The organism is Amycolatopsis sp. NPDC039088 (genome assembly GCF_055598845.1).
On the sequence record NZ_JBVKAE010000015.1, the window covers coordinates 127,568 to 151,228 of the forward strand.

Genomic DNA, 23,661 nt, shown 5'->3' on the forward strand with positions numbered 1-23,661 from the left:
ATGCATGGTTCACTACAGACGATGAGGTGGATGTGATGGCCGAACAGGGCCGCGTACTCGTGGTCGACGACGACGAGACCGTCCGGGACGTCGTCCGGCGGTACCTGGAGGTCGCGGGGTTCGACGTCGACGTCGCCGGGGACGGCACCGAGGGGCTGCGGCTGTTCGCCGAGACCGCCCCGGACCTGGTGGTGCTGGACGTGATGATGCCCGGCCTCAACGGGCTCGAGGTGTGCCGTCGCCTGCGGCAGATGAGTCAGGTCCCGATCGTCATGCTGACCGCGCTCGGCGAAGAGGAGAACCGGATCGCCGGGCTTCAGCTCGGCGCCGACGACTACGTCACGAAACCCTTCAGCCCCAAGGAACTCGCGCTGCGGGTGGCCTCGGTGCTGCGCCGGGCGAGGATGCCCCGCCCGGCTCCGGCGGCCACCCAACTCGCCGACGGTGACCTTTCGCTGCAGATGACCGCCCGGCAGGCGAGTGTCGGTGGCGTGGAACTTCCCTTGACCAGCCGGGAATTCGACCTCCTCGCGTTCTTCCTCGCCCATCCGGGGGTGGCGTTCTCCCGAGCCGACCTGCTGGAAAAGGTGTGGGGCTGGGACTTCGGCGATCAGTCCACCGTGACCGTCCACGTGAGACGGTTACGCGAGAAGATCGAGAAGGATCCGGCGAAACCCGTCCGGGTCGCCACCGTCTGGGGTGTCGGCTACCGGTACGACCCGGTGCGGCCATGATCGGCGCGGGCGAGTCGTTCGCCGAGATGCTGGCGCACGCCTGGCACATCCTGCCGTTCGCGCTGCTGTTCACGCTGCCGGTGGTGCTGCTCGGCGGGCTGGCCTTGTACGTGCTCAGACGCGGTTCGCTGGCCAGCACGATGACGGTGCTCGTGCTGATCCCGGTGCTCGCGACGCTGGTCGCGGTGCTCGGCGTCAGCGGGTTCATGTTCACCCCCGCGCTGACCACGATGACCCTGGTCTGCCTGCTGGTCGCGCTGGTGACCGTGCCGGCGGCGGTCGTACTCGGCCGCGTGATCGCGCGCCGCAGTGTGTGGGAGCGGGAGGCGCGGGAACGGGAGCGCGCGGCCGAGGCGTCGCGGCGGGAACTCGTCGCGTGGATCAGCCACGACCTGCGGAGCCCGCTGGCAGGCATCCAGGCGATGGCCGAGGCCGTCGCGGACGGCGTCGTCGCCGATTCCGGCGAGATCACCGACTACGCCCGGCGGATCAGCGGGGAGACGACGCGGCTTTCGGGCATGGTCGGCGACCTCTTCGAGCTGTCGCGGATCACCGCCGGCGCGCTGGAACTGACCATGGCCGCCGTGCCGCTGCGTGACGTGGTGAGCGACGCCGTCGCCGCGCAGGCGCCGCTCGCCGGGCAGAAACGGGTGCGGATGATCGAGCAGGCGGACGCCTGGCCGGTCGTCTCCGGAAGCGACCCGGAGCTGGCGCGGATCGTGCGCAACCTGGTGTCCAACGCCGTCCGGCACACCCCGCCGGACGGGACGGTCGCGGTCCAGCTCGGCATCGACGGCAGCGACGCGTTGCTGGCCGTCGACGACGGTTGCGGAGGGATCCCCGACGACGAGATCGGGCGCGTCTTCGACGTCGCGTTCCGCGGGACACGGGCGCGGACGCCCGAGCGCGGCGGGCTGGCGAGTGGCGGCGGACTCGGGCTGGCGATCGCGAAAGGGCTCGTCGAGGCCCATCGCGGCCGGATCGGAGTCCGCAACCACGGACCCGGCTGCCGCTTCGAAGTCCGCTTGCCCCTCTCGACGCCCTGACCGTGTCAGTGCCGTGTCACCGCCGTGTCAGCGCGGACGGCGAATGTTGCCGCCATGACGACTTCAGCGAACACGGCCGAGAACGACAAGAGCCGGGTCCTCCGGCGAGCGGGGATCACGGCGTTGGCGGCGACTTTGCTGGCCGGGGCGGCCTTGCCGGGGGTGGCCGCCGCGGAACCCGCCGGAAAGGACCGGCCGGACCTGCGGGCGATGGTCCAGGAGATCGCCGGCTCCGGTTTCGCCGGCGCGCAGCTCCGGGTGCACGATCAGCGGGGTGACTGGACCGGCAGCGCCGGGGTGCGCGAACTGGGCGAGACCGCGAAGCCGCCGACGAACGGGCGGTTCCGGATCGGCAGCAACACCAAGACCTTCGTGGCCACCGTGGTGCTGCAGCTGGTCGGGGAGGGCAAGCTCGGCCTGGACGCACCGGTGGCCGGCTACCTGCCCGAATTCGACCTCGACCGGCGGATCACCGTGCGGATGCTGCTGCAGCACACCAGCGGGTTGTTCGACTACACCGGCGCGGTACTGCCCGACGGCACGGTCGTGCCGGGAATCCCCTTGCAGGGCAAGGAATTCCTCGACAACCGATATCACACCTACCAGCCGGAGGAGCTGGTGCGGTTCGGCCTGTCCAAGCCGCCGCTGTTCGCGCCTGGCACGGACTGGACTTACACGAACATCAACTACGTGCTGGCCGGGCTGCTGATCAAGAAGATCACTGGCAACCCCTACGGTGACGAACTCCAGCGGCGGATCCTGCGGCCGCTCGGCCTGCGGGACACCGTGGTGCCGGGCACGTGGCCGGGGATCCCGGGGCCGCACGCCCACGGCTATTACCGATACGAGGAGGCCGGGCAGTGGAAGACGGTCGACATCACCGAGCAGAACCCGTCGTGGGCGTCGAGCGCCGGTGAACTGATCTCGACGACCAAGGACCTGCACACGTTCTTCTCCGCGCTGCTCGGCGGAAAGCTCCTGCCCGCCCCGCTGCTGGCCGAGATGCGCAAACCGCATCCGAAGGGCGGCTACGGGCTCGGGTTGTACGTCCAGGAGGCGAGCTGCGGCACCGTCCTCAAGGGCATGGGCGGCTTCCACGGCTACGGGACGCTGATGGCCAGCACGCCCGACGGCAGCAGGACCTACGAGCTGTCCATGACTTACGGGGACTCCGCGGCGGACCTGGGACAGGCGTACTTCAACGCGGACAAGATGCTCACCGACAAGGTGCTCTGCGGCAAGTGAGGGTGCGTCCGTGAAGGCCTCCTTCCCTACTTTCAGGGTAGGGAAGGAGGCCTTCGAAGTTGCATAACTGCTGGTCGGTTCCACCGCTAGAGCGGGGCAAGGTGAACGTGTCGTGGTGGGCCCGGCGGGCGCGGGCTCACACAAAGGGGCCTCACCCGGCCTTTGACGGTCCATAAAGGACACTTTTCGAGACAAACGTGCCCGGTTTGGGTGACTTGCACGGTTATGCGAGGGGGTCGTGAGTGGTTTGGGTTGTTCTAACCCTCATTATCACTCACGACCTCGCGCGGAAACGTACATAGCGGCACTAACTGGACACTCAATCGCGCGACGGTGTCCCTTGTGGACACTGAAGCCCCGCCGCCCTTCAGAATCAGGCCTGCCCTACCTCGACCTTGCCTGGGCCCTGACTTTTCAAGGTAGGGAAGGAGGCCTTCACGGACTTTCCTGGCGATCAGAGGCGGCGGAACCCCATGTCCGGGAAGTGGGCAGGCGCGATGATCGCGCCGGTCTCTTCGGCCTCGGCGAGGAGCCGCTGCCGGGTGCGGAGCGCGAGGTCCGGGTCGAGGTCGCTGAGGAACCCGATCTTGGCGTCCGTCAGCTGTGCGGGCGTGTGCAGGACATCGCCGAGCAACAGCAGGCGCTCGTCGTCCGCGGTGATGTCGAGGATGTAGTGGCCCGGTGTGTGGCCGGGAGCGTGCCGCGCCACGATGCCGGGGGCGATCGGGACGTCGTCGCCGCTGATAGCCTCGATCAGGCCCGCACCGCGGGCGGTCTCCATGCCGACGCGGCCCCATTCGCCCGTTCCGGCGGGCTCGATCAGGGCTTCCCAGTCGAGTTGGCCGAAGACGACCCGCGCGCCGGGGAAGGTCAGTTCGCCTTCGGGGGCGATCCAGCCGGTGTGGTCGTTGTGCAGGTGGGTGAGGAAGACGGTGTCGATCTCGCTCACCGGACAGCCCGCCTTGTCCAGTGCGGCCGCGAGGTCGCCGCCGGTGCCCATGGCCGGGGTGGGGTCACCCTTGGCGGGCGTCATCCCCTTGGGGAACGCGAATTCACGCGGACCGAGGCCGGTGTCGACAAGGATCGTGCGACCGTTGCCGCGGATCAGGTACGCGCCGGTGGGGACGTGGACGGTGCCGTCTTCGTCGAGCACCTCCGGATGGGCGTCCGGGTCGAGACCGGGGAAGAAGGCGAGCGGCAGCCTGATCAGCCCGTCGCCCAGCGCCTCGATCTCGATGTCGCCGATGGTGATGCCCACAAAACCCCCAAGGTCGGTCCACTTGTCAGCGAACGACAACCGCGCGGGAGTCCGGTCTGTTCCCGGTTTCAGAGACCCGCCGGTTCCCGCAGTTCAGCGGTGGCGAAACCGGCGATGCCCTCGGCGAAACCGGTCTCCGCCTTGAATCCGAGGAGCCGTTCCGCGCGGCCGGGGTCGGCGACCACGTGCCGGACGTCTGCGGGCCTCGCACCACCCGCGATCACCGGCGCCGGACCGTCACAGGCCTTCGCGAGCTCTTCGGCCAGTTCGCCGACGGTGTGCGGCTGTCCGGAGCAGATGTTCAGTGGCGTGAGTTCCCCTTCGGGGCCTTCGGTGTGAAGCGCGAGGACGTTCGCCCTCGCGACATCGTGGACGTGGACGAAGTCGCGTTGCTGCTTTCCGTCCTCCAGCACCGTGGGCGCCTCGCCGCGTAGCAGCGACGAGCGGAACAGCGACGCGACACCGGCGTACGGGGTGTTCTGCGGCATCCGGGGTCCGTAGACGTTGTGGTAGCGCATCGCCCAGACCGTTCCGCCGGTCTGACGGGCCCACGCCGCCGCGAGATGCTCCTGAGCGAGCTTCGTGGCGGCGTAAGTGCTTCGCGGCTGAAGCGGCGCGTCCTCGGGGACCAGCCGCCAGCCGAGTTCGGCACCGCAGGTGGCACAGGTTGGCTCGAAACGTCCGGCGTCCACATCGGACCGCGTCCGCGGTGAGGGCGGCACGATCCCGTGTTCAGCGCATGCGTAGCGGCCTTCGCCGTAGACGACCATCGACGACGCGAGCACGAGTTTCCGAACCCCGGCGGCGTGCATGGCGGCGAGCAGCACAGCGGTGCCGTAGTCGTTGTTCAGCGCGTACGACGGCGCGTCGGACGGGTCGATCCCGTGCCCGACGACGGCGGCCTGATGGCAGACCGCCTCGACGCCGTCCAGCAGTCCGGCGACCAGACCCGCGTCGGTGACGTCGCCGTGCAGGAACCGGTGACGTCCGGTGTAGCCGGGAGGACGCGACGAGCCGTGCGCGGTCCGCAGGAGGTTGTCGAGGACGACGACCTCGTGGCCCTGATCGGACAGCAGATCCGCGATGTGGGAGCCGATGAACCCGGCCCCCCCGGTTACCAATGTTCGCACCCTTCCGACGCTAAGGGCGATCTCCGCCGACAGCCCCGGATCCGCCGCTCACGTCAGGGAATCGTCACAACTCGTGGCCCGTGCCACCGCGGGAGCGAAGATCAGCCGAAACCGGATACGGTGTGCGTATGGAACGGAGCGCACAACGGCTGGGCCGCGCACTGGTGGTCATCGTGGACGATCGCGTCGCCCACGGCGAGCACGAGGACAACACGGGACCGCTGGTCACGGAGCTGCTCGAAGAGGCGGGGTTCATCGTCGACGGCGTCGTGGTGGTCGAGGCCGAGACGGCCGCGATCCGCAACGCGCTCAACACCGCGGTGATCGGCGGCGCCGACCTGGTGATCACCGTCGGCGGCACCGGGGTCTCCCCGCGCGACCGCACGCCCGACGCCACGGCCGGGGTGCTCGACCGCCCGATCCCCGGCATCGGGGAGGCGCTGCGCGCGTCCGGCCTCGCCGCCGGCGCGGTGGACGCGGGTATCTCCCGCGGGCTCGTCGGCGTCTCAGGCAGCACGCTGGTGGTCAACCTCGCGGGTTCGCGCGCGGCGGTCCGCGACGGCATGGCGACGCTCTCGTCGCTGGTGCCGTACGTGATCGACGAGCTTTCCGGGCTCGAAGAGGCCTAACTGTCTGTGGGCGAACCCGCGTCCGCGATAGCGGGGCCTTCGGCCGGGGCGGGTTCACGCCTCGTGTCCCTTTCGTGAGGCACGTCGCAGCTTCGCCAACAGGCTCTAACTCTTGGCGGCGGGTCCGGGCTCTGTCCCGGGCTCGCCCTTTTTGTCCTGGTGCAGCACCCCTTCCACTTTTTCGGTGACCTTGCCGATCTTGTCCTCGAACCGGCCACCGGTGACCTTGTTGGCCCCGGCCGACGCGACCGTGACGCCCTTGGCCGCGGCGTCGCCCGCCTTCTCGGCCAGCGGGCCTGCCTTTTCGCGGACTTCGCCCGCGACTTCTTCCGCTTTGTGGATGGCCTGCGCGGCCAGCCCCTTCGCTTTGTCGACAATGCTCATGCGCTGATGGTCCCACCGGTCGGCGTGGCCCGCGACCGGTGCGAAAATGGACGTCATGCCAGGTGAAGACGAAGACAAGCGCCCTTCGGCGGCCTCTTCCGCGCAGAAGCGGCGCCGGGTCGACGAGATCTTCGGCGACGTCCTGCCGGACACGACCTCCGACGAGCGGGAGCCGGGTCAGCGCTCCCCGGACTCCGACTCGTGGTACCTGGAGAACCGGCCGCCTCATCACGACCGGTGATCCGGATCAGCCCTCGCGGCTCTGCTGCGCGCGCAGGAGGTCACGGATCTCGGTGAGCAGTTCGACGTCGGTCGGCTCCGTCGGACCCGCCTCTTCACCACGCTTGCGCCGCTCCTGGATGTGCTTGACCGGGAGCACGATCACGAAGTAGACGACGGCGGCGACGAGCACGAAGTTGATCGCCGCGTTGATCACGCCACCGAAGTCGAGGAACGTGGCGTCGTTCGCGCCGAGGATGTTGAAGCCCAGCCCCTTGGCGGCGTCCGAACCGCCGATGGTGTTGATCAGCGGCTTGATCAGGCCGTTCGTGAACGCGGTGACGATCGACGTGAACGCGGCACCGATGACCACCGCGACCGCGAGATCGACGACGTTCCCGCGCATCAGGAAGTCCTTGAAACCCTTGAGCAAGACGCTCTCCTCTTCACCTGGGACGGTTGCCGACCGTCCCTTTTCCGTACCGGGGGGACGCAGGCGCCCGCCGGGGCAGGCGCGAGCTAGCGGAGGGTAACCGTTAAGGGCCGTTCCAGCGAAGTCGCCGCCACTCGTGTCGCGATGGCGGTGGGCAGGGAGAGCAGCACCAAAGGTCCCTTGCTCCCCGTTCGGGGGTGCTTCGCTTCGGTGGTCTCCTGCTCGCCGACGGCGGCCACAACGGCCGCGCTGGCCAGCACAGACGCCTCACGGTCCGCTTCGGCGGCCGCGACGACGTCGACCCGCTGACCCGGCCGTAAGAGGGCGGCTATCCCGGCGTCGGCGAGCCTCACCGGCACGGTCGAACTTTCCGGATCACCCGTTCCGGGGATGGCCGCGCTCAGTATGCGGACGTCGGTCAGCGGCTCACCCGCCCGGGCCGCCCCGACGAGCAGCCGCCCCTCGACCGAGGCGGCCTGGCCAGTGGCGCCCTGTGGACGGACCTCGTCCGGGACGTGGACGATTTTGAGGTCTCCGGCGCGCAGCAACGTCCCGGACGGCAGATCACGGGCGGAGACCACCGTCGGGGTGCCGGGCGCGCCGCGGGCCGAGGCGGGCAGGAAGAGCGCGATCAGGCCGCTGAGCAGCAGGGACAGGGCGAGCCAGCGGCGGAGCAGCCGCGCGGGCCTGCCGTGGAGTCTTCGCAGGACGGGCAGATCGTGGAACACGGGATTCCCCCTCGTCGATCGGTGATGCTCTCGACGCTAGGGGCGGTGCCTGGCCCGGGGAAAGAACGAAAACCCCCGGCTGTGGATAACCGGGGGCTTGTGGACAACTCGGGACGTCAGGAAGCGGCGGCGGCCGTTTTCGTCGTTCCCGTGGAGGAAGATGCCGAGCTCTTGGTCTCCGACTTCGACTCGGTCTTCGACTCCGACTTGGTCTCGCTCTTGGCCGGCGCCGAGGTCGTGCCGGCCTTCGAGTCGCGCGAATCGGTGCGGTAGAAACCGCTGCCCTTGAAGACCACGCCGACCGAGCTGAAGACCTTGCGAAGCGGACCCGAGCACTGGGGGCACACGGTCAAGCTCGCGTCGGAGAACGACTGCACGGCCTCGAAAGCGTGGTCGCATTCCTTGCAGGCGTACTGGTAGGTGGGCACTGCTGCTCCTTCGTGCATTGGCACTCAGCCGACAAGAGTGCTAACACAACACGGTACCGGGGCATTCCGACGCAGGTCAAACAAGGTTTCCCAAGGTCACACGACGCCCTGGTCACACGCGCTGTTCCGGGCCTGTTCCGTGCTGGATCGGGATGGGTGTCACCCCACGACCCGAAACCCTCACGACTCACCGGGCCCACCGCGGAAAACCGGAAGCGCCGACTGCCCCCGTGGGTAAAGGATGGTCTGTGAAGACCATCGAAAGGGAGCGCGTCCGGACCAGGTCCCACGACGAGAACGGCGCGCCCGCTTGGTTCGCGACGATCGAAAGAGAGTCACCGTGAGCGACCTTCGAGATCTCTTGGCCGACACCGTCGCCCGCGTGGCCGACTATCGCGAGCGCGTGTCCGAAACGCCGGTCTTTCCGGACAACACGGAAGGTGTCCGGGAAAAGCTCGGCGACCTGCCCGAGAAACCCGCCCCGCCCGCGGACGTGATCCGGCGGCTGGCCGACGCCGTCGAGCCCGCGCTGGTGGCGACCACCGGGCCGAGGTACTTCGGTTTCGTCGTCGGCGGCGCGCTCGACGCCGCGACGGCGGCCGACATGCTGACGACCGGCTGGGATCAGGGCGCCTTCAACCGGATCACCTCGCCTGCCGCCGCGATCGTCGAGGACGTGGCAGGCGGGTGGCTCAAGGACATCCTCGGCCTGCCGTCCGGCGCTTCGTTCGGGTTCGTGACCGGCGGCCAGGGCGCGAACACGGTCGGCCTGGCCGCGGCTCGCCATCACGTCCTCGCCAAGGCCGGATGGGACGTCGAGCGGCGCGGGTTGAACGGGGCGCCGCCGCTCCGGGTCGTCGCGAGCGAAGAGCGCCACGCGACGATCGACGTCTCCTTGCGCTTCCTCGGCCTGGGCACCGACGCCGTCAGTCCGGTGCGCGCGAACGCGCAGGGCGCCCTCGACATCGCCGATCTCGAACGGGTGTTGGACGGCCCCGCAATCGTTTGCCTTCAGGCCGGGAACGTGAACAGCGGTGCTTTCGACGACTTCGGGACCGCGATCCGGATCGCCCACGAGCATGGTGCGTGGGTCCATGTCGACGGCGCGTTCGGGCTCTGGGCGGCGGCGAGTCCGGCGACCCGGCATCTCACCGAAGGGGTCGAGGGCGCCGACTCGTGGGCGGTCGACGGGCACAAGTGGCTCAACGTCCCGTACGACTGCGGGTACGCCTTCTGCGCCCACCCCGACTCGCACAAGGCAGCGATGTCGGTCACGGCCGCCTACCTGACCGGGCAGGGGGACGGCGGCGTGCGAGCCCCGGGCGACTTCGTGCCGGAGTCCTCGCGCCGGGCGCGGGGGTTCGCGACGTGGGCGGCGGTCAGCGAACTGGGGCGCTCGGGGATCGCCGAGATGGTCGAACGATGCTGCGTTCTGGCGCGAAGGTTCGCCGAGCAGCTCGACGCGTGTGAAGGCGTCAGCGTGGTGAACGACGTGGTGCTGAACCAGGTTCTGGTGAGTTTCGGCGACAAAACAGACAGCGTGGTCGAAGCCGTGCAGCGTTCCGGCGAGTGCTGGATGGGCGCGACCACCTGGCACGGTCGTCGGTTCATGCGGATTTCCGTCTCCAACTGGAGTACGACCGAGGAAGACGTCGATCGCGGTGTCGCCGCGATCCGAGCCGCTTGGATGTCCGTGGCCGCCAAAGGATAGGCGTATCTCGTCCCGCTCAGCGTCCGCGAGGTCACGGCGCGGACGCTGAGCGTTCCGGGGAGTTCGGGCAGTGCCCCGGCTCCGCGTGCCGGGAACGGCCCTCTACTCGGTCAACGACCGTATCGGTCGTGAACGGTGCGCGACCTCTCCCCGATTGCGCCGAGTCCTGTCCTTTGTGGACGAGGCGCGCGGCCGGGATCTTCGAGATTGTCGGCAATCAAGAAGACGTTCCGCCTCGTGGCCGACTGTCACGCTCGGTGTCCGAGTCATCTCACGGAGACCGAGGGACGGAGGGGCAGTGCAACCGCATCCCTGTGACTGCAGTCCGATGTGCGTGTTGCGGGCGTCCAATCCGATGCGGATCCGGCCGACCCGCACGGGTGGCAAGACGTTCGCTTCGGCATCGGCTTATTGGAAGGCCGAGCCGGGGAGCGCGGATCTCGCGGGGCGGATCGTCCGTTACGTCGTCCTGGCCAACGATCCCGCCGTGCCGGACGTCGCCGCCGACTACTGGATGCACAGTGAACGCTTCTACCGTGCCGTGGTCGACCCGCTCGAAGCCCTCATCGGCCACGATCCGGCATACCGGCGGCTCGTCGCGCGGCCGACCGACACCTTCGCCGAACGTCGGTTCGAAGAGCGTGTCGTCGCGTTGCTTGACGAAAACCCCGACCTGGCGGCGAAACTGGGTCATGAAGTCGACGCCGCGGACGACAACGTCTACATCAACTACTTCCGCGGCAGGCTCTACGAACCGGAAGCCGAGCCCGCCGGTCTCGACCGGCTGACGGAACTCGCTCGCGGCGTACGCTCGCGGCCGTCCGGTACCGGCGACGAGATCCTCGTCGTCGTCCCACTGTCCGATCGGGACGGTGCGGGCCGGATCCGTAACCTGACCGCCTGCCTGCTGGCCCTGCGCGACCAGACCTTTCCCGCAGACCGTTACCGGGTCACCGTCGTCGAATTCGACGAGAAACCGCGATGGAGGCACCTCGTCCAGCCGCTGGCCGACCACTACGTGCACATCGAGGGCAAGGGCCTGTTCAACAAGTCCTGGACGCTGAACGTGGGCGTCCGCGAAACCCTCGGCGCGGCGAGGACCCTGTGCCTGCTCGACGCGGACATCCTGGTGGACCGGGAATTCCTGGAGCGCAACCACGCCAGGTTCACCGACCAGCGGCACGACGCGCATCTGCCGCACACCGAAATGCTGTCACTGGACGCGCCGTCGAGCGACTGGCTGATCGAGCGGCGATGCGGCGAGAACACGCCGGAAGCACCACTGGCCGGGGCACGCGGACTGCTGCTGCGTGATGTCCCCGGCGCCTGTCTGTGGACGCGGCCGGAGATCTTCCACCGCATCGGCGGCTTCGACGAGCGCTACCAGGGCTGGGGCGGCGAGGACGAAGACATGCTTTACCGCATCTCCGCGGCCGGCGACGTCACCCAGTACGACGACGTCTTCCTGCACCTCGCGCACCGGCGGCCACCGATGCGCGACGCCGAAGGGAAACCGTTCAACGCGCACGTGGAGGTGGGCAGCTGGACGGGCGAGTCCGGCTTCGGCGACGCGTCCGGTGTGGCGAGTGGCGATGAGTAGCGGGCCGGAAATCCATCCGGTGCGGGACGTGCGTCGCCAGCGGATCGCGATCTCGGGGATCTTCCTGATGGTCGGGGTCATGCTCGGCTCGTGGTTCGCGCGCGTGCCGCAGCTGCGGATCGAACTGGGGCTGAACTTCGCGGAACTGGGCATGGTGCTGCTCGCCCAGACCGTCGGTGTCCTGGTGGCCATGCAGCTGGCGGGACATCTGTCGAACCACCTCGACAGCCGGGCGGTCATCCGGGTCACTTCCCTTGCCCTGCCGTGGTTCCTGCCGCTGATGGCGATGATGCCGAACGCGGTCACCGCCGGTCTCGGCATGCTGACGTGGGGCGTCATCGCCGGTCTCCTCGACGTGTCCATGAACGCACAGGGCGTCGAGGTGGAACGCCGGGCGCGGCGGCCGGTGCTCAACAGCCTGCACGCGGTATGGGGCATCGGCGCGTTGCTCGGCTCGGGCGGCACGGTGCTGGCCGTCCGTGCGGAATGGTCGCTGAGTTCGCATTTTTGGGTCGTTTCGGCGCTTCTCGTCGTCATCGCGCTGTTCAGCGGCCGTTGGTTGCTGACGGACTCTTCGGTCGCTTCGTCTGTTTCGCCGCGGCCGGGGAGGGTCGGTTTCCTGTCCGGTTGGACGCGTGCGGTGATCGTCCTCGGCGGTCTCGGCGCGGCGGTGGCACTCTGCGAAGGCGCGGTGTCCAGCTGGGGCGGCGTCTTCCTGAGCGAGCAACGTGGTGCGGCGGCGAACATCGCGTCGCTGGGCTATTTCGCGTTCATCGTGGCGCAGACCGGGACGAGGCTCGTCGGTGACCGGCTGCACCGGCGATTCGGTGCCGTGGCCCTCGTCCGCTGGAGCATGGCGATGACCGGCGCGGGCGTGCTGGTGGCCGTCGCCGTGCCGAGCGTGTGGTTCGGCCTGGCCGGGCTCGCGATGGCAGGCTGCGGGCTCGCCGTGGCGATCCCGATCATCTCCAGCGCGGTCGGGCACGGCACGAAGTCCAACACCAGCCTCGCGATCGCGCGGTACAGCACGCTGCACAACGCCGGCGTGCTCGCTGGTCCGGCGATCTTCGGCTGGCTCGCGCAGACCTTCGGGATCAGCACGGCGCTGACGTTGCTGTTGGTGCCACTCGGGGTGATCGTCACCTTCGCCGTGGCCACGGCTCCCGCCTCGGCGCGTGCTGCGGCGGCTCGGCCGACGGAGTCTGCCTCGGCACCGGAGGGCGAGACGGAACCGGCGGTTCCCCGGGCCGCTTAGGACGGTCGTGAGTGATTTGGGCCGTTAGAACGACCCAAATCACTCACGACTCTCAGCCATGCCGGACGGGCCGGTAGATCAGCTCCTGGGTGTGGCCGTCGAGCGTCCGGCTTTCGAGCAGGTCGAGGTCGAAGTCGGCCGCGCCCTGGAAGATCGGGCGCTCTCCGGTCTGACCGGTGAGGACGGGGAAGATCGTCACCTGGACGCGGTCGACCAGACCGGCGGCCATCAGCGTCCGGTTCAACGACAGGCTGCCGTGCGAACGCAGAGGTACGTCGGACTCCTCCTTGAGCCGGGCGATGACGTCGACGGCGTCGCCGCTCACGATGGTCGCGTCCGGCCAGTCGAGTTCTCGCAGCGTGTTCGACACGACCGTCGCCGGAAGGGCCCGCATCCGGGTGACCCAAGGGTCGAGCGACTCCGCGTCGAGCGAAGACAGCATCTGCGCGTTGAGGGAAGCCGTATCCGCCCCGAACACCATCCGCTGCGGCTCGTCATACAGCGACAGGCGACGTTCGAGCAGCTCAGGGCCTTGCTTGCCCCAGTAGCCACCCCAGTCGCCGTTGTGCGAACCGAAGCCGTCGAGGCTGCAGAAGATGTCGAAGGTGTAGGGGACGGTCATGGCACTCTCCTCCGGTGTGGCCGGTCCGTCGCCGGCCTCTCACCCTGGCTACGAACGCACACGAGGCGAATCGACACCTCCGGGAAAAAAGTTTTCGCGGCGGTCTTCCGCCTGCTCATGTCGCGCGAGCGGCACCTCCGCGTCCTCGGCCAGGAGGAGGTCGCCCAGCAGGTTCGCGAAGCCTTCCGGATCCCAGATGAAGCCGCCGTGGTCGCCGGGGAACTCGACCACCGGCAGACCCAGTTCGCCTGCCAGCGCGGCGCAGGTCCGCCGGGTGAGCAGGTCGCCGGAACCCACGCCGAGGCCGATCACGATCCTGGCCGGGCCGTCGCGCAGCGCGTCGAGGCCGGGGGTGTAGCGCGTGGTCTCGCGCAGTTCGTGGACGAAGAAGCGGCGTCCGTCCTCCAGATCCTGCTCGGGGGAGTCGCCCGGCGGCGGGCCGTTCCGCCGCGTCCGGCAGCAGGTTCAGCACCGGCGGCTCGTGCGCGACGACCGTCCGGAGCCGGCCGGGATGGCGGGCGGCCAGCGCGAGGGTGGTCATCGCGCCGCCGCTGGAGCCGAACACATCGGCCGTTTCGGCGCCCAGCTCGTCCAGGATCGCGACGACGTCTTCGGCGCGCATCAGTGGGGTGGAGTCCTGCTCAGGGTCGTCCAGCTTGCTCCGGGAAATGCCCCGTGGGTCATGGGTCACCACGGTGAACCCGGGTCGCCAGCGCGTCGGCCAGCGGCGCGAAGGCGTCCGCGCCCATCGGTGAGCCCATGGCCAGGAGCAGCGGTCCGGCGCCGACTCATCGCTTGCGCTCGGCGGGTTCGGACATTCACCCGTTCGCAGGCATCCCGCGGTACCGCGGGATGCCGTGCGTGAACATGCCCGCCGTTAGCCCGGGACCGGAGTGTCCACAAGGGACGCCAGTAGTTCTCGCACGCGACGGTCCATATCGTCCCGTAACGGCCGGATGCCGGAGACCCCTTCGGTCTCCGGGTCGGGGACGACCCACTCGACGTACCGGGTTCCTTCGGCCACGGGATAGGTCTGGCAGCCCATGGTGATCACTATGTCGGCCGCCGCGACGTCGGCGTAAGTGACCTGACTCGGCACCTCCGCCGAAATGTCGACGTCCCATTCCGCCAGCGCCCCGGCCACCAGCGGGTTGATCTTCTCCGCCGGGTCGCATCCCGCCGACCGTACGGTGACCCTGCCGAACCCGTGATGCTTCAGCAGGGCGGCCGCCATCTGTGACCGGCTCGCGTTGTGCACGCACACGAACAGGATTTCCGTCATCACGCCGTCCGTTCTTCCCGGTGATGTGTCCTGGTACCGAGATTACCCGTGAAAGCGTCATGTATCGCGGGTGCGAAAGAGAGTGGCAATCGAGGAGAACCACACTTTTTTCGGCACCCGCGCATACCGGGAGAAGAGCGGGCTTCGCCGGCGCGGCACACTTTCCGATACCCGTAGAAGACGGTGAGGGTTATCGATGACCGAAGTACGGCTCAGTGGTGCCGTGATGGCGCATCCCAGTCGAGGGGAAGCGGCGGCGAGACTCGCGCGGCTCGACCCCGCGGGCGCGCTGCGGGTGGTGCTCGACCCGCGGCCGGACGGGCCGCCGACGACGTCGCGGACGGTGCGGCTGGCCTGGAGCGGCGTTCCCGACGACGCGACGCACTTTCTCGTGCTGCAGGACGACGTCCAGCTCGCGGACGGATTCTTCGAGCACGCGCGGAAAGCGGCCGGGCGGTTTCCCGGTGACGCTGTCGCCTTCTACGCCAACTGGAACTCCCGTAACGGCGCGGCCGTGCGGATGGCCGCGGCCGCCGGGGCGGCCTGGGCGACCGCGGTCAACGAATACGCGCCTTGCGTCGCCATGATGCTGCCCGCGGCGATCGCGCGCGGTTACGCGCCCTACGCCGACGAACATTCCGACGGCTGGCCGTGCGACGTGCTCATGTTCCGGTATCTGAAGGCCGTCGAGGTGCCGATCCGCATCGCCGTACCGAATACCGTCGAACATTCCGGCCTGCCCAGTGTCGCCGGTAACGACGCGCACGGGCTCCGGCGTTCTTCCTGTTTTTCCGGTTTCGCGCCCTCGGATGCCGAAGGCGCGATCGTCGAACACGAGATGATTCCCTTCCACAAGCACGTCACGTCGGAATGCGCCGTGCGGGCCGGCGGATACTGGGAATACCTCGGAACAGAACGGCTCCTGCGGCGATCGGGGATTTCGCCGCAGGAGTGCAGAACCGAATTCCTGCGGGGTGGTGATCTTTCCGAAGGTGCCTGGCAGACCTGGTTGACGGCGTTCACCATGGGACTGGCCTCTGTGGACGCTGTCGAGGGTGCGGCGCTGGATCTCGCGCTCGCGAGCATCGGACCGGGCGGTCTCTGCGACCGGCTGACCGCGTCCGAGATCGAAGCGATCACGGCCTCGCACAACGAAGCCGCGGTCAAGGCCTTCGCCGCAGGACGGGCGAGGGCGGCCCGCCCCCGCCGTCCGCGGGCCGGAAGCGGGCTTCAGGTCGCGCTCACCGGACCCGGCGGTCCGTTCGCGAAACATCTGGCCGGGTTACTGGCCGAACTCGGCCACGAGCTCGTCGACGGCGAAGCGCCTTCCGCTTCGACGCGGCTCGTCCATCTCGGGGAAGAAACGGATCCGGGCGACGTCTTCTGCGTCATCGTCGACACCGGCGCGCGTGAACACGTCCTGCGGTTCGCGACGCCGATCGGCCCGCATACGCCGGCGGATTCCGAGGTGGCGCACTGGATCCAGCTGGCATGGACGCGCAATGCTCTGCCGGTCGATCCCGATCGCGTCCACCAGTTCACCGACGTGCGCGACCTGGCGAGCGCGATCGACGCGGTGCTGACCGGAGCGCCGGTCGCTCCGGTGTACGACATCGCGACGGCGACCCTCACCGGGAGCGAGCTGGCGAAGATCGTCTGCGCGGCGGTTCGATCCGTGCCGACGGAAACGGTCACCTCGCCGTCGGAGACTGCCGTGCTGAAGCTGGGCCTCGCCGCGGCCGAACTCGGCTGGACGGCCACCGTCCCGGCCGACGAAGCCGTCCGCGCCTTCGGGAAATGGCTGGCCTACGACCGGGAATGGGCCCGATGAGGATCCTCGTCGCCGGACCGGTCCCCGAAGCGAGCGACTACGGCAACGGCGTCACCGCGCGCCGCTGGGCACGGCTGTTCCGGGAGCTCGGACACGAGGTCCGGGTGGTCGAGCACTACGACGGCGGCACCTACGACCTGCTCGTGGCCTTGCACGCCCGCAAGAGTGAGGCCGCGATCCGAGCCTTCGGCGCGGCTTGCCCTGGCGCGCCGATCGTGATCGCGCTGACCGGCACCGACCTCTACCCTGACCTGGTCACCGGCGGGGTCGACCTGACCCTGCTCGGCGGCGCCGCGCGTATCGTCGTTCTGCAGCCGCGAGGAGTCCGGCAGGTTCCGCCCGGGCTGCGGAGCCGGACCAGGGTGATCACCCAGTCCATGTCGCCGATCCCGGGGGAAGCGCCTGCCGAGGACCGGTTCGAGATCGCTTTCCTCGCGCACGCCAGGCCGGTCAAGGATCCGCTGCGGCTGAGCGCGGCGGTGCGTCTGCTGCCGCCGTCGTCGCGGATCACCGTGACCCATGTCGGCGGTGTCCGCGAGGACGACCTCGGCGACCGGCTGCGCGCCGAGTCCGCGGAGAACCCGCGCTATTCGTGGCTCGGGCCGTTGCCGCGGTCCGAAGCGCTCGCCGTACTCGCCCGAAGCCGTCTGCTGGTACTCACCTCACTGCACGAGGGCGGGGCGAACGTGGTCACCGAAGCGCTCGCCGCCGGTGTCCCGATTGTCTCCACTCGCATCCCGGGCTCGGTCGGGCTGCTCGGCGCGGACTACGGGGGCTATTTCCCCGTCGGTGACACGGAAGCGCTCGCCGCCGTCCTCGACGCCGCCGAACACGACCGCGACGGGCTTTACACGCGGTTACGGCGGCAGTGCGCGGACCTTCGCGCTTCGGTCGACCCGGAGCGCGAAACCGAGGCCTGGAAGCGGTTGCTCGCCGAAGCGATCCCCACGAAGGCCGGATACGAGGGAGTGCGATGAAACTCAGGAAGAGCGTTCCGAAGGTGGGGGGCGGCGGGGTGCACCGGGAGTTCACCGCCGAGCAGACCTACGCGCGGATCGAGCCGCATCTGCGGCGCGCCGGGGTCACCCGGGTCGCGGAGATCACCTGGCTCGACCGGGTCGGCATCCCGGTCTACAACGCCATCGCGCCACGCTCCAACGACATCATCTCCGTCTACAACGGCAAGGGGCTGCGGAACATCGACGCCAAGACGTCCGCGGCGATGGAGGCGATCGAGCGGTTCTCCGCCGCCTTGCCGGTGCGGCCGCAGGTCATCGCCTCCTACGAGGAGCTGGTCGCCGAGGGCCGTCCGGTGCTGGACCCGCGTGAGAACAACGCCGAGCTTTCCGCACACTACCGCGACGATCTCCCGATCTCGTGGGTCGAGGCCTACGACCTGATGAACGAGGAGTCCATCCTCATCCCGCAGGCGTGTGCCGTCTACGGGTTGAAGTTCCACGAACCCCCTTGCTACAAGGTGCTTTCCACCAACGGGCTGGCGTCCGGCAACAGTGTCGAAGAGGCCATCTGCCACGCGCTCACCGAACTGATCGAACGCGATTCGATGACCAACGCCGAACTCGTGAGCAGCCAGCTCGCCCAAGTTCTGGAGAAGGGCATCTTCGTCGAGCCACAGCCCGAGAGCCTCACGTCGTATCTGCGGGAACTGCATCCGCACGTGGACCTGGAGACGCTTCCGCCGCTGGCGAAGTCCCTTGTGGACAAGTTCCACGACGCCGGGCTGCGGATGCGGATCGTGCACATCACCTCGGATCTGGAGATCCCGAGTTTCCTCGCCGCCACCTCCGAAGACCTCGGCCCGACCACGTCGCAGGGGCACGGCGGGTTCGGCACGCATCCCGACGCGAACGTGGCGCTGATCCGCGCCATCACCGAATGCGCGCAGGGCCGGGCCGTCGACATCCAGGCGATGCGAGAGGACATCCGGCTCCCGACCGAGAACGTGTCCAAGTACCAGAACCACGTCCAGCGGTCGGCGACCATCGACAAGGGCGCGTGGGCGTGGCAGCCGATGCGCAAACAGGTCGCGTTCGACGACATCCCGTCGTGGACCACCGACGACGTGATGACCGACATCGAGCTGATCCTGGACCGGATCCGCGCCGCCGGCATCGAACGCGCGCTCGCCGTCGACCTCTCGCCGCCGGGGATCCCGGTCAGCGTCGTGCGGGTGATCGTGCCGCGGCTCGAATCGTGGGCCGTCGACCACTGCAAGATCGGACCGCGCGGGGCGAAGGTCTGGAACAACGCACTGCTCGAGCTGTCGGCACGCAAGCGCGCCGCCGAACTTTCCAAGCCCGCCTAGGAGATCCGTCATGCGCGCAGTGGTTTTCATCGGCCCGAGCATCGACCGGGAAGCGGCGGCCGCCGAACTCGACGTCGAGTTCCTGCCCCCGGTCAAACGGGGTGACCTCGCCGAACTGCTGGCCCGGCCGGAGCCACCGGAGGCCATCGGCATCGTGGACGGAAGGTTCTTGCAGAGCCTGTGCGTCTCGCCGAAGGAGGTGCTCGAGGCGATGGACCGCGGGGTCACGATGTTCGGCTCGTCGAGTATGGGTGCCTTGCGGGCGGCGGAATGTTCGCCGTTCGGCATGGTCGGTGTCGGCAAGATCTACGAGGAGTACTTCTCGGGGCGGATCGACGCCGACGACGAGGTCGCCGTCACCTACGACGAAGAGAATCTTTCGGCGTTGTCCGAACCGATGGTCAACCTGCGGTTCGCCATCGCCGCCGGTGTCGAGGAAGGCGCGTTCGCCCCGGAAACGGGGGAGCGGTTCCTCGAGATCGCGAAGGAACTGTACTTCCCGCAGCGCGTCACGCGGACCGTGCTCCAGTTGCTGCGCCGGGAGATCCCGGCGGACGAGCACGCCAGGATCGCCGCCTTCTTCGACGGCGGCGCCCCCGACACGAAACGCGAGGACGCCCTGCTGCTGCTCGCGGCGATGCGTGACTTCCTCGACCCGGCCGGAAAACCGCGGATCAAACCCGTCGAATCCCGAGGTGCGCTGTGAGCATTCCCGTCCCGCGACCGCTTCCCGAAGGACCGGTCGACCCGGCACTCGCCCCGCTGGCCGGGTTCGGCCCCGAACAGCTCGAACGGTTCCTGGAGGCCGTGCGTACGACGTCCGACGGTGTCCAGGGCACGCTGGAGTCCCTGACCATGACGATCATGACTTCGATCGAGTGACCCGACCGGTCAGGAATCGAGAAGCGGCGGACACCGATCTCACCTAGCGTGACCGTCATGGACATCAGCATTCACGGGAGCTTCCTCCCGCAGAACGACCCCGAGGCCGCACTGGCGTTCTATCGCGACGTCCTGGGCTTCGAGGTGCGCAACGACGTGGGCTACGACGGCATGCGCTGGATCACCGTCGGCCCGCCCGGGCAGCCCGTGTCGATCGTGCTGCACCCGCCCGCCGTCGACCCGGGGATCACCGACGACGAACGCCGCGTCATCACCGAGATGATGGCCAAGGGGACGTACGCGAGCATCCTGTTCTCCTCGGACGACCTCGACGGTCTCTTCAAGCACCTCGCGGAGGCGGGCGCCGAGATCATCCAGGAGCCGACCGATCAGCCGTACGGCCTGCGGGACGGGGCCGTCCGCGACCCCGCCGGGAACCTGATCCGTATCCAGCAGCGCGTTTGACCCACCGCCCGCCGTGCGCGGGGACAAGATCCTCGATCAGGTCCGCATCGGCGGAGATGCCCTGGTGAAGAGCGGTCGCCGACGATGGGGACATGGACATTTCCCTCTCGCCGGCGGCCGGCTCCGGCCGCCGCGCGGCCCGCGACGTGCGGGCCACGCGCCTGCCGTCGCTGACCGGGATGCGCTTCATCGCCGCGCTCGCGGTCTTTCTGTCCCACCTCACCCTGGAGAACCTGTTCGCCGATCCCGGTGTCCAGAAGTCGATGACGGCGATGTTCATCCAGGGTGGCTTCACCGGTGTCGGGTTCTTCTTCGTGCTCAGCGGTTTCGTGCTGGCCTGGTCCGCACGTGAGAAGGACACGGCGCGGACGTTCTGGCGCCGCCGGTTCTTCAAGATCTATCCGAACCACGTCGTCACGTTCCTCGCGGCGGCGTTGCTGCTGGGCTTCGTCGCGAACGAGACCTTCGATTTCGGGACGGCGGCACTGAACCTGTCGCTGCTGCAGGCTTGGGCGCCGGTCAACGGCGGCTTCAACATCGTCTCGTGGTCGCTTTCCTGCGAGGTGCTGTTCTACCTGTCGTTCCCGTTGCTGTTCCGGTACCTCCGCCGGATCCGGCCGGACCGGCTGTGGTTCTGGGCCGGTGCGGTCATCGCGGTGATCCTGCTGATCCCGCTCGCCGCGACCTCACTGCCGAACGAGCCTTACCTCTGGTACGCAGAGACGTCGGTGCCGCGGTTCTGGTTCGTCTACGCGTTCGCGCCGGTCCGCCTGCTCGACTTCGTGTTCGGCATCCTGCTGGCCAGGATCGTGCTGGAGGGACGTCGTCTGCCGCTCCGATTCGGCTGGGCCGCGGCACTTTCGCTGGCCGCCTACGCGGCGGCCCCGTTGTTCCCGATGACCTACAAGCTGACGGCGGTCACGGTGGTGCCACTCGGCCTGCTCATCGCGGCGGGCGCGGTGGCCGACCGGGACGGGCGACGGACCTTCTTGGCCGGTCGCCGGATGGTGTGGCTCGGTGAAGTTTCCTTCGCCTTCTACATGGTGCATTGGCTCGTGCTCACCTTCGGGGTGAGGTGGATCGGGGACCGCTGGGGCACGCCTGCGGCGCTGGGGGTGACGGCCCTGCTGTTCGGGGTGACGCTCCTCGTGTCATGGCTGCTCTACGCGGGCGTGGAACGACCTGTGATGCGGCGGTTCTCCACCCGGCGCAGACCGGAACTCGTTGTATATCGGCAAGAACCGGAACCCGCGAAGGCCGCGGCACCGGCACCCACGGTGAGGATGGAAGACCATGGCTGAAGAACTCGAGAGCTTCCCGTTCCCGCCCGGCCCGCGAGGTCGTCCCGTCGAAGACTACGAACGTCGTCTGCGGGAATGCCCGCTCGGCGAGGTCCGGCTGCAGAGCGGTGACGTGGCCAGGCTCGCGGTCCGCTACGACGACGTCGTGAAAGTGCTGAGCGATCAGCGATTCAGCCGCGATCTCACCTACGAGGGGGCGCCGAGGCAGGCCGACGGGCTCGACTTCACCGTCGACCCCGACATCATCATGAACATGGACCCGCCCCGGCACACCAGGCTCCGCAGCCTGCTGGCGGGCACCCTGACCAAACGCAAGATCGAGGCGTGGCGGCCCAGGGTGCGCACCATGGCCAACAAGATGATCGACGGACTCGAAGGACCGGTCGTCGACGTGGTGAGCACGGTCGCGTTCCCCTTCGCCGTCGAGGTGATCAGCGAGGTGATGGGAGTACCGGGGATCGACGCCGAACGGATCCGGCACTGGTCGGATCTCCTGCTCCCCTCCGGTGGTCTCGGTATCGAAGAGCAGACCGCGGCGCTGATGGAGTTCGCGGCGTACTGCGTCGAACTGATCGAACAGGTGCGGAACCTGCCGGGTGACGGCGTGCTTCAGACGATGATCCAAGCGCGGTACGAAGGCGACCGGCTCAGCGACGACGAACTGGTGCGCAACACCATCGGGATGTTCCTTGCCGGGCACGAGACGACCGGATCGGTGCTCTCCCGCGCGTTCCTGCGGCTGCTGGCTCCGCGCGAGCACTACGAACGGCTGGTCGCCGACCCCGGCCTGGTGCCCAACGCGGTCGAGGAACTGCTGCGGGTCGAGGTCCCGGGAGACGGTGCTCCGCTCCGGGTCGCGTTGGAGGACGTCGAGCTGCCGTCCGGGACGATCCGGAAGGGCGAGGCGGTCGTCGCGTCCTTCGTCGGGCCGAACTACGACCCCTCGATCTACGACGCCCCACGGGAGCTGCGCCTCGACCGGGACGAGAAGGCGCATCTGACCTTCGGCAGGGGTGTGCACTTCTGCCTCGGGGCGAATCTGGCGCGGATGGAGATGCAGGAACTGCTCGCCGCCTTCGTCGACCGGCATCCCCGGCTTTCGCTCGCCGAGGACCCGGACGAGGTGGAGTGGACCGACAGCGCGTTCAAGCGCCCGGCCAGGCTGCTGTTGAACCTGGGCTGACTTCCTGGCGGTGATCGTCCGGGTCCGGCAAAGTCGGGAGAGGTCGCGACGATGCAGGAATCGGGACCCGGTAGCGGCCGGGCCGTGAAGGACTCCTTGAGGGACTCAGAGTCCCTCAAGGAGTCCTTCACGGCGCTCCCCAAGCCAGCAGGTCGGCAGGCCACGCGTAGGTACCTGAAAGAGGGTTCGTTAGAACGACACTGACTACTCACGACCAACTTCCGGGCCAAGTGACGTGGGGTGGTGGCTCTGACCGGCGGCGTGCGAGCGTGTCTCACGGATCCTGACCTCGCGACTAGCCGACCACTTGCGCGGTGTCTGCACCGCGCACCAGGATGAAAAAGGGTCAGTGGCGGTGATTCCTGCGCCGTCGATCTCGGCAACGGCTTGGCTTTCGTCACCCCCGCGCGGAAACGTACATGGCGGCAGTCAATCGCCCGGTGATGTCCTTTGTGGACACCGAGGACTTACCACTGCCAGCGGGTGGGTGTCCCGGTGAAGTCCTCGGCTCGCATCCCGAAGGCCCAGGCCGGCCGGATCGCCACGATGGCGTTGACGTCCGGGTCGTAGCTGTAGGCCGACGCGTACTTCGCGTTGGCGGTTTCGACGTAGGTGGCGACGGCTTCCGGATCCGTGACGAACTCCGCGACGCCGTCGAGTACGACCGGGTCGAGCGCGTTGTCGATGGTGACGGTGCAGCGGGGATCGGCGCGCAGGTTGCGCATCTTGCGTGAGGTGTGGGTGCTGCCGAACCACAGCGCTTCGCCGTCCCAGGTCGCCCACACCGGCATCACGTGCGGCCTGCCGTCCGGCCGGACGGTCGCGACCCAGTAGTTCATCGTGGTCCGCAGTTTGTCGTCAGCCCATGACCAGGGCAGCAAGCCGGCTTCACACCGTTCGGTGCCGTAGCCGGGCATGTGCGGACGGCCTGCCTTCAGCGGGTCTCGCGTACCAGTGCTCATTTTCCCT

Annotated in this window: 26 protein-coding genes and 1 pseudogene; 16 read left to right on the plus strand and 11 right to left on the minus strand. The window is 68.5% G+C overall.

What is annotated here, in order from left to right; translation table 11 throughout:
• Positions 1-35: 35 nt before the first annotated feature.
• From ACZ7KI_RS20825 to ACZ7KI_RS20835, 3 genes are read left to right on the plus strand one after another with little or no spacing between them, the layout of a single operon-like run.
• Positions 36-734 (plus strand): response regulator transcription factor, encoded by a 699-nt coding sequence (locus ACZ7KI_RS20825; protein ID WP_470274749.1) that lies wholly within the window; start codon positions 36-38, stop codon positions 732-734.
• Positions 731-1,780, plus strand: a complete 1,050-nt coding sequence (locus ACZ7KI_RS20830) for a sensor histidine kinase (protein WP_470274750.1) — start codon at positions 731-733, stop codon at positions 1,778-1,780. Before ACZ7KI_RS20825 ends, ACZ7KI_RS20830 begins: the two co-directional genes overlap by 4 nt.
• Positions 1,781-1,834: 54 nt before the next feature.
• Positions 1,835-3,025: a serine hydrolase domain-containing protein gene (locus tag ACZ7KI_RS20835; RefSeq protein WP_470274751.1), complete on the plus strand. Its 1,191-nt coding sequence runs from the start codon at positions 1,835-1,837 to the stop codon at positions 3,023-3,025.
• 454 nt (positions 3,026-3,479) lie between these two features.
• Here the strand turns inward: ACZ7KI_RS20835 and ACZ7KI_RS20840 are convergent, their stop codons facing one another.
• On the minus strand, positions 3,480-4,283 hold the full coding sequence (locus ACZ7KI_RS20840) for an MBL fold metallo-hydrolase (protein WP_470274752.1): 804 nt from the start codon (positions 4,281-4,283) through the stop codon (positions 3,480-3,482).
• 68 nt (positions 4,284-4,351) lie between these two features.
• A complete protein-coding gene (locus tag ACZ7KI_RS20845; RefSeq protein ID WP_470274753.1) occupies positions 4,352-5,413 on the minus strand; it encodes an NAD-dependent epimerase/dehydratase family protein in 1,062 nt (353 codons plus the stop codon).
• 128 nt (positions 5,414-5,541) lie between these two features.
• Between ACZ7KI_RS20845 and ACZ7KI_RS20850 the strand changes: the two genes are divergently transcribed.
• On the plus strand, positions 5,542-6,042 hold the full coding sequence (locus ACZ7KI_RS20850) for a MogA/MoaB family molybdenum cofactor biosynthesis protein (RefSeq protein ID WP_005155592.1): 501 nt from the start codon (positions 5,542-5,544) through the stop codon (positions 6,040-6,042).
• A 105-nt stretch (positions 6,043-6,147) separates the two neighbouring features.
• On the opposite strand, the gene ACZ7KI_RS20855 is transcribed toward ACZ7KI_RS20850, so the two are convergent.
• Positions 6,148-6,426, minus strand: a complete 279-nt coding sequence (locus tag ACZ7KI_RS20855) for an Rv0909 family putative TA system antitoxin (RefSeq protein WP_470274754.1) — start codon at positions 6,424-6,426, stop codon at positions 6,148-6,150.
• A gap of 55 nt (positions 6,427-6,481) precedes the next feature.
• Here ACZ7KI_RS20855 and ACZ7KI_RS20860 point away from each other — a divergent pair, with 55 nt between their 5' ends.
• A complete protein-coding gene (locus ACZ7KI_RS20860; RefSeq protein ID WP_465462611.1) occupies positions 6,482-6,667 on the plus strand; it encodes a hypothetical protein in 186 nt (61 codons plus the stop codon).
• Positions 6,668-6,673: 6 nt separating this feature from the next.
• Here the strand turns inward: ACZ7KI_RS20860 and mscL are convergent, their stop codons facing one another.
• The 3 genes from mscL to ACZ7KI_RS20875 form a co-directional block, all read right to left on the minus strand.
• Positions 6,674-7,078: a large-conductance mechanosensitive channel protein MscL gene (gene mscL / locus ACZ7KI_RS20865; RefSeq protein ID WP_470274755.1), complete on the minus strand. Its 405-nt coding sequence runs from the start codon at positions 7,076-7,078 to the stop codon at positions 6,674-6,676.
• An 86-nt stretch (positions 7,079-7,164) separates the two neighbouring features.
• Positions 7,165-7,806, minus strand: a complete 642-nt coding sequence (locus ACZ7KI_RS20870) for an SAF domain-containing protein (RefSeq protein ID WP_470274756.1) — start codon at positions 7,804-7,806, stop codon at positions 7,165-7,167.
• Between the two features lie 116 nt (positions 7,807-7,922).
• Positions 7,923-8,234: an FmdB family zinc ribbon protein gene (locus tag ACZ7KI_RS20875; RefSeq protein WP_470274757.1), complete on the minus strand. Its 312-nt coding sequence runs from the start codon at positions 8,232-8,234 to the stop codon at positions 7,923-7,925.
• A 340-nt stretch (positions 8,235-8,574) separates the two neighbouring features.
• On the opposite strand from ACZ7KI_RS20875, the gene ACZ7KI_RS20880 reads away from it, so the two are divergent.
• The 3 genes from ACZ7KI_RS20880 (at position 8,575) to ACZ7KI_RS20890 (ending at position 12,800) form a co-directional block, all read left to right on the plus strand.
• On the plus strand, positions 8,575-9,945 hold the full coding sequence (locus ACZ7KI_RS20880; protein WP_470274758.1) for a pyridoxal phosphate-dependent decarboxylase family protein: 1,371 nt from the start codon (positions 8,575-8,577) through the stop codon (positions 9,943-9,945).
• 328 nt (positions 9,946-10,273) lie between these two features.
• Positions 10,274-11,545 carry a glycosyltransferase family 2 protein gene (locus ACZ7KI_RS20885; RefSeq protein WP_470274759.1) on the plus strand — a complete coding sequence of 424 codons (1,272 nt, stop codon included), beginning with the start codon at positions 10,274-10,276 and terminating at the stop codon, positions 11,543-11,545.
• Positions 11,538-12,800 (plus strand): MFS transporter, encoded by a 1,263-nt coding sequence (locus ACZ7KI_RS20890; RefSeq protein ID WP_470274760.1) that lies wholly within the window; start codon positions 11,538-11,540, stop codon positions 12,798-12,800. Before ACZ7KI_RS20885 ends, ACZ7KI_RS20890 begins: the two co-directional genes overlap by 8 nt.
• A 52-nt stretch (positions 12,801-12,852) precedes the next feature.
• Here ACZ7KI_RS20890 and ACZ7KI_RS20895 read toward each other — a convergent pair whose 3' ends face one another.
• The 4 genes and pseudogenes from ACZ7KI_RS20895 to ACZ7KI_RS20910 form a co-directional block, all read right to left on the minus strand.
• Positions 12,853-13,422 (minus strand): dihydrofolate reductase family protein, encoded by a 570-nt coding sequence (locus ACZ7KI_RS20895; RefSeq protein ID WP_470274761.1) that lies wholly within the window; start codon positions 13,420-13,422, stop codon positions 12,853-12,855.
• A gap of 48 nt (positions 13,423-13,470) precedes the next feature.
• The gene (locus tag ACZ7KI_RS20900; protein ID WP_470274762.1) at positions 13,471-13,734 is read right to left on the minus strand and encodes a hypothetical protein; all 264 of its coding nucleotides are present in this window, start codon (positions 13,732-13,734) and stop codon (positions 13,471-13,473) included.
• A gap of 145 nt (positions 13,735-13,879) precedes the next feature.
• Positions 13,880-14,254 (minus strand): annotated as a pseudogene (locus ACZ7KI_RS20905) (alpha/beta fold hydrolase); the annotation flags it as partial.
• A gap of 45 nt (positions 14,255-14,299) precedes the next feature.
• Positions 14,300-14,704 carry an arsenate-mycothiol transferase ArsC gene (locus ACZ7KI_RS20910; protein WP_470274763.1) on the minus strand — a complete coding sequence of 135 codons (405 nt, stop codon included), beginning with the start codon at positions 14,702-14,704 and terminating at the stop codon, positions 14,300-14,302.
• 196 nt (positions 14,705-14,900) lie between these two features.
• Here ACZ7KI_RS20910 and ACZ7KI_RS20915 point away from each other — a divergent pair, with 196 nt between their 5' ends.
• The 8 genes from ACZ7KI_RS20915 to ACZ7KI_RS20950 all read left to right on the plus strand — a co-directional run bounded on the left by ACZ7KI_RS20915 (position 14,901) and on the right by ACZ7KI_RS20950 (position 22,692).
• Positions 14,901-16,535 (plus strand): NAD-dependent epimerase/dehydratase family protein, encoded by a 1,635-nt coding sequence (locus tag ACZ7KI_RS20915; protein WP_470274764.1) that lies wholly within the window; start codon positions 14,901-14,903, stop codon positions 16,533-16,535.
• The gene (senB, locus tag ACZ7KI_RS20920) at positions 16,532-17,512 is read left to right on the plus strand and encodes a selenoneine biosynthesis selenosugar synthase SenB (protein WP_470274765.1); all 981 of its coding nucleotides are present in this window, start codon (positions 16,532-16,534) and stop codon (positions 17,510-17,512) included. Before ACZ7KI_RS20915 ends, senB begins: the two co-directional genes overlap by 4 nt.
• Positions 17,509-18,861 carry a YcaO-like family protein gene (locus ACZ7KI_RS20925; RefSeq protein ID WP_470274766.1) on the plus strand — a complete coding sequence of 451 codons (1,353 nt, stop codon included), beginning with the start codon at positions 17,509-17,511 and terminating at the stop codon, positions 18,859-18,861. Before senB ends, ACZ7KI_RS20925 begins: the two co-directional genes overlap by 4 nt.
• Positions 18,862-18,871: 10 nt before the next feature.
• Positions 18,872-19,567: a TfuA-like protein gene (locus tag ACZ7KI_RS20930; protein ID WP_470274767.1), complete on the plus strand. Its 696-nt coding sequence runs from the start codon at positions 18,872-18,874 to the stop codon at positions 19,565-19,567.
• The gene (locus ACZ7KI_RS20935; RefSeq protein ID WP_470274768.1) at positions 19,564-19,743 is read left to right on the plus strand and encodes a hypothetical protein; all 180 of its coding nucleotides are present in this window, start codon (positions 19,564-19,566) and stop codon (positions 19,741-19,743) included. Before ACZ7KI_RS20930 ends, ACZ7KI_RS20935 begins: the two co-directional genes overlap by 4 nt.
• Before the next feature lie 57 nt (positions 19,744-19,800).
• Entirely contained in the window at positions 19,801-20,208 is a 408-nt protein-coding gene (locus ACZ7KI_RS20940; RefSeq protein WP_470274769.1) for a VOC family protein, read from the plus strand.
• A gap of 92 nt (positions 20,209-20,300) precedes the next feature.
• Complete coding sequence (locus ACZ7KI_RS20945; protein ID WP_470274770.1) at positions 20,301-21,509, plus strand: acyltransferase family protein; 1,209 nt, start codon at positions 20,301-20,303, stop codon at positions 21,507-21,509.
• Positions 21,502-22,692, plus strand: coding sequence for a cytochrome P450 (locus ACZ7KI_RS20950; RefSeq protein ID WP_470274771.1), 1,191 nt, complete (start codon positions 21,502-21,504; stop codon positions 22,690-22,692). Before ACZ7KI_RS20945 ends, ACZ7KI_RS20950 begins: the two co-directional genes overlap by 8 nt.
• Before the next feature lie 467 nt (positions 22,693-23,159).
• Here the strand turns inward: ACZ7KI_RS20950 and ACZ7KI_RS20955 are convergent, their stop codons facing one another.
• A complete protein-coding gene (locus tag ACZ7KI_RS20955; RefSeq protein WP_470274772.1) occupies positions 23,160-23,654 on the minus strand; it encodes a TIGR03618 family F420-dependent PPOX class oxidoreductase in 495 nt (164 codons plus the stop codon).
• Between the last annotated feature and the right edge of the window lie 7 nt (positions 23,655-23,661).

What these genes read in the sequence shown, in the direction of transcription:
- ACZ7KI_RS20925 (WP_470274766.1), top strand. Translation starts at nt 17,509, where the DNA reads ATGAAACTCAGGAAGAGCGTTCCGAAGGTGGGGGGCGGCGGGGTGCAC.
- ACZ7KI_RS20915 (WP_470274764.1), top strand. Translation starts at nt 14,901, where the DNA reads ATGACCGAAGTACGGCTCAGTGGTGCCGTGATGGCGCATCCCAGTCGA.
- ACZ7KI_RS20910 (WP_470274763.1), bottom strand. Translation starts at nt 14,704, where the DNA reads ATGACGGAAATCCTGTTCGTGTGCGTGCACAACGCGAGCCGGTCACAG.
- ACZ7KI_RS20860 (WP_465462611.1), top strand. Translation starts at nt 6,482, where the DNA reads ATGCCAGGTGAAGACGAAGACAAGCGCCCTTCGGCGGCCTCTTCCGCG.
- ACZ7KI_RS20895 (WP_470274761.1), bottom strand. Translation starts at nt 13,422, where the DNA reads ATGACCGTCCCCTACACCTTCGACATCTTCTGCAGCCTCGACGGCTTC.
- ACZ7KI_RS20955 (WP_470274772.1), bottom strand. Translation starts at nt 23,654, where the DNA reads ATGAGCACTGGTACGCGAGACCCGCTGAAGGCAGGCCGTCCGCACATG.
- ACZ7KI_RS20940 (WP_470274769.1), top strand. Translation starts at nt 19,801, where the DNA reads ATGGACATCAGCATTCACGGGAGCTTCCTCCCGCAGAACGACCCCGAG.
- ACZ7KI_RS20950 (WP_470274771.1), top strand. Translation starts at nt 21,502, where the DNA reads ATGGCTGAAGAACTCGAGAGCTTCCCGTTCCCGCCCGGCCCGCGAGGT.
- ACZ7KI_RS20890 (WP_470274760.1), top strand. Translation starts at nt 11,538, where the DNA reads ATGAGTAGCGGGCCGGAAATCCATCCGGTGCGGGACGTGCGTCGCCAG.
- ACZ7KI_RS20850 (WP_005155592.1), top strand. Translation starts at nt 5,542, where the DNA reads ATGGAACGGAGCGCACAACGGCTGGGCCGCGCACTGGTGGTCATCGTG.
- ACZ7KI_RS20835 (WP_470274751.1), top strand. Translation starts at nt 1,835, where the DNA reads ATGACGACTTCAGCGAACACGGCCGAGAACGACAAGAGCCGGGTCCTC.
- ACZ7KI_RS20930 (WP_470274767.1), top strand. Translation starts at nt 18,872, where the DNA reads ATGCGCGCAGTGGTTTTCATCGGCCCGAGCATCGACCGGGAAGCGGCG.
- ACZ7KI_RS20855 (WP_470274754.1), bottom strand. Translation starts at nt 6,426, where the DNA reads ATGAGCATTGTCGACAAAGCGAAGGGGCTGGCCGCGCAGGCCATCCAC.
- ACZ7KI_RS20885 (WP_470274759.1), top strand. Translation starts at nt 10,274, where the DNA reads ATGTGCGTGTTGCGGGCGTCCAATCCGATGCGGATCCGGCCGACCCGC.
- ACZ7KI_RS20825 (WP_470274749.1), top strand. Translation starts at nt 36, where the DNA reads ATGGCCGAACAGGGCCGCGTACTCGTGGTCGACGACGACGAGACCGTC.
- senB (WP_470274765.1), top strand. Translation starts at nt 16,532, where the DNA reads ATGAGGATCCTCGTCGCCGGACCGGTCCCCGAAGCGAGCGACTACGGC.
- ACZ7KI_RS20945 (WP_470274770.1), top strand. Translation starts at nt 20,301, where the DNA reads ATGGACATTTCCCTCTCGCCGGCGGCCGGCTCCGGCCGCCGCGCGGCC.
- ACZ7KI_RS20830 (WP_470274750.1), top strand. Translation starts at nt 731, where the DNA reads ATGATCGGCGCGGGCGAGTCGTTCGCCGAGATGCTGGCGCACGCCTGG.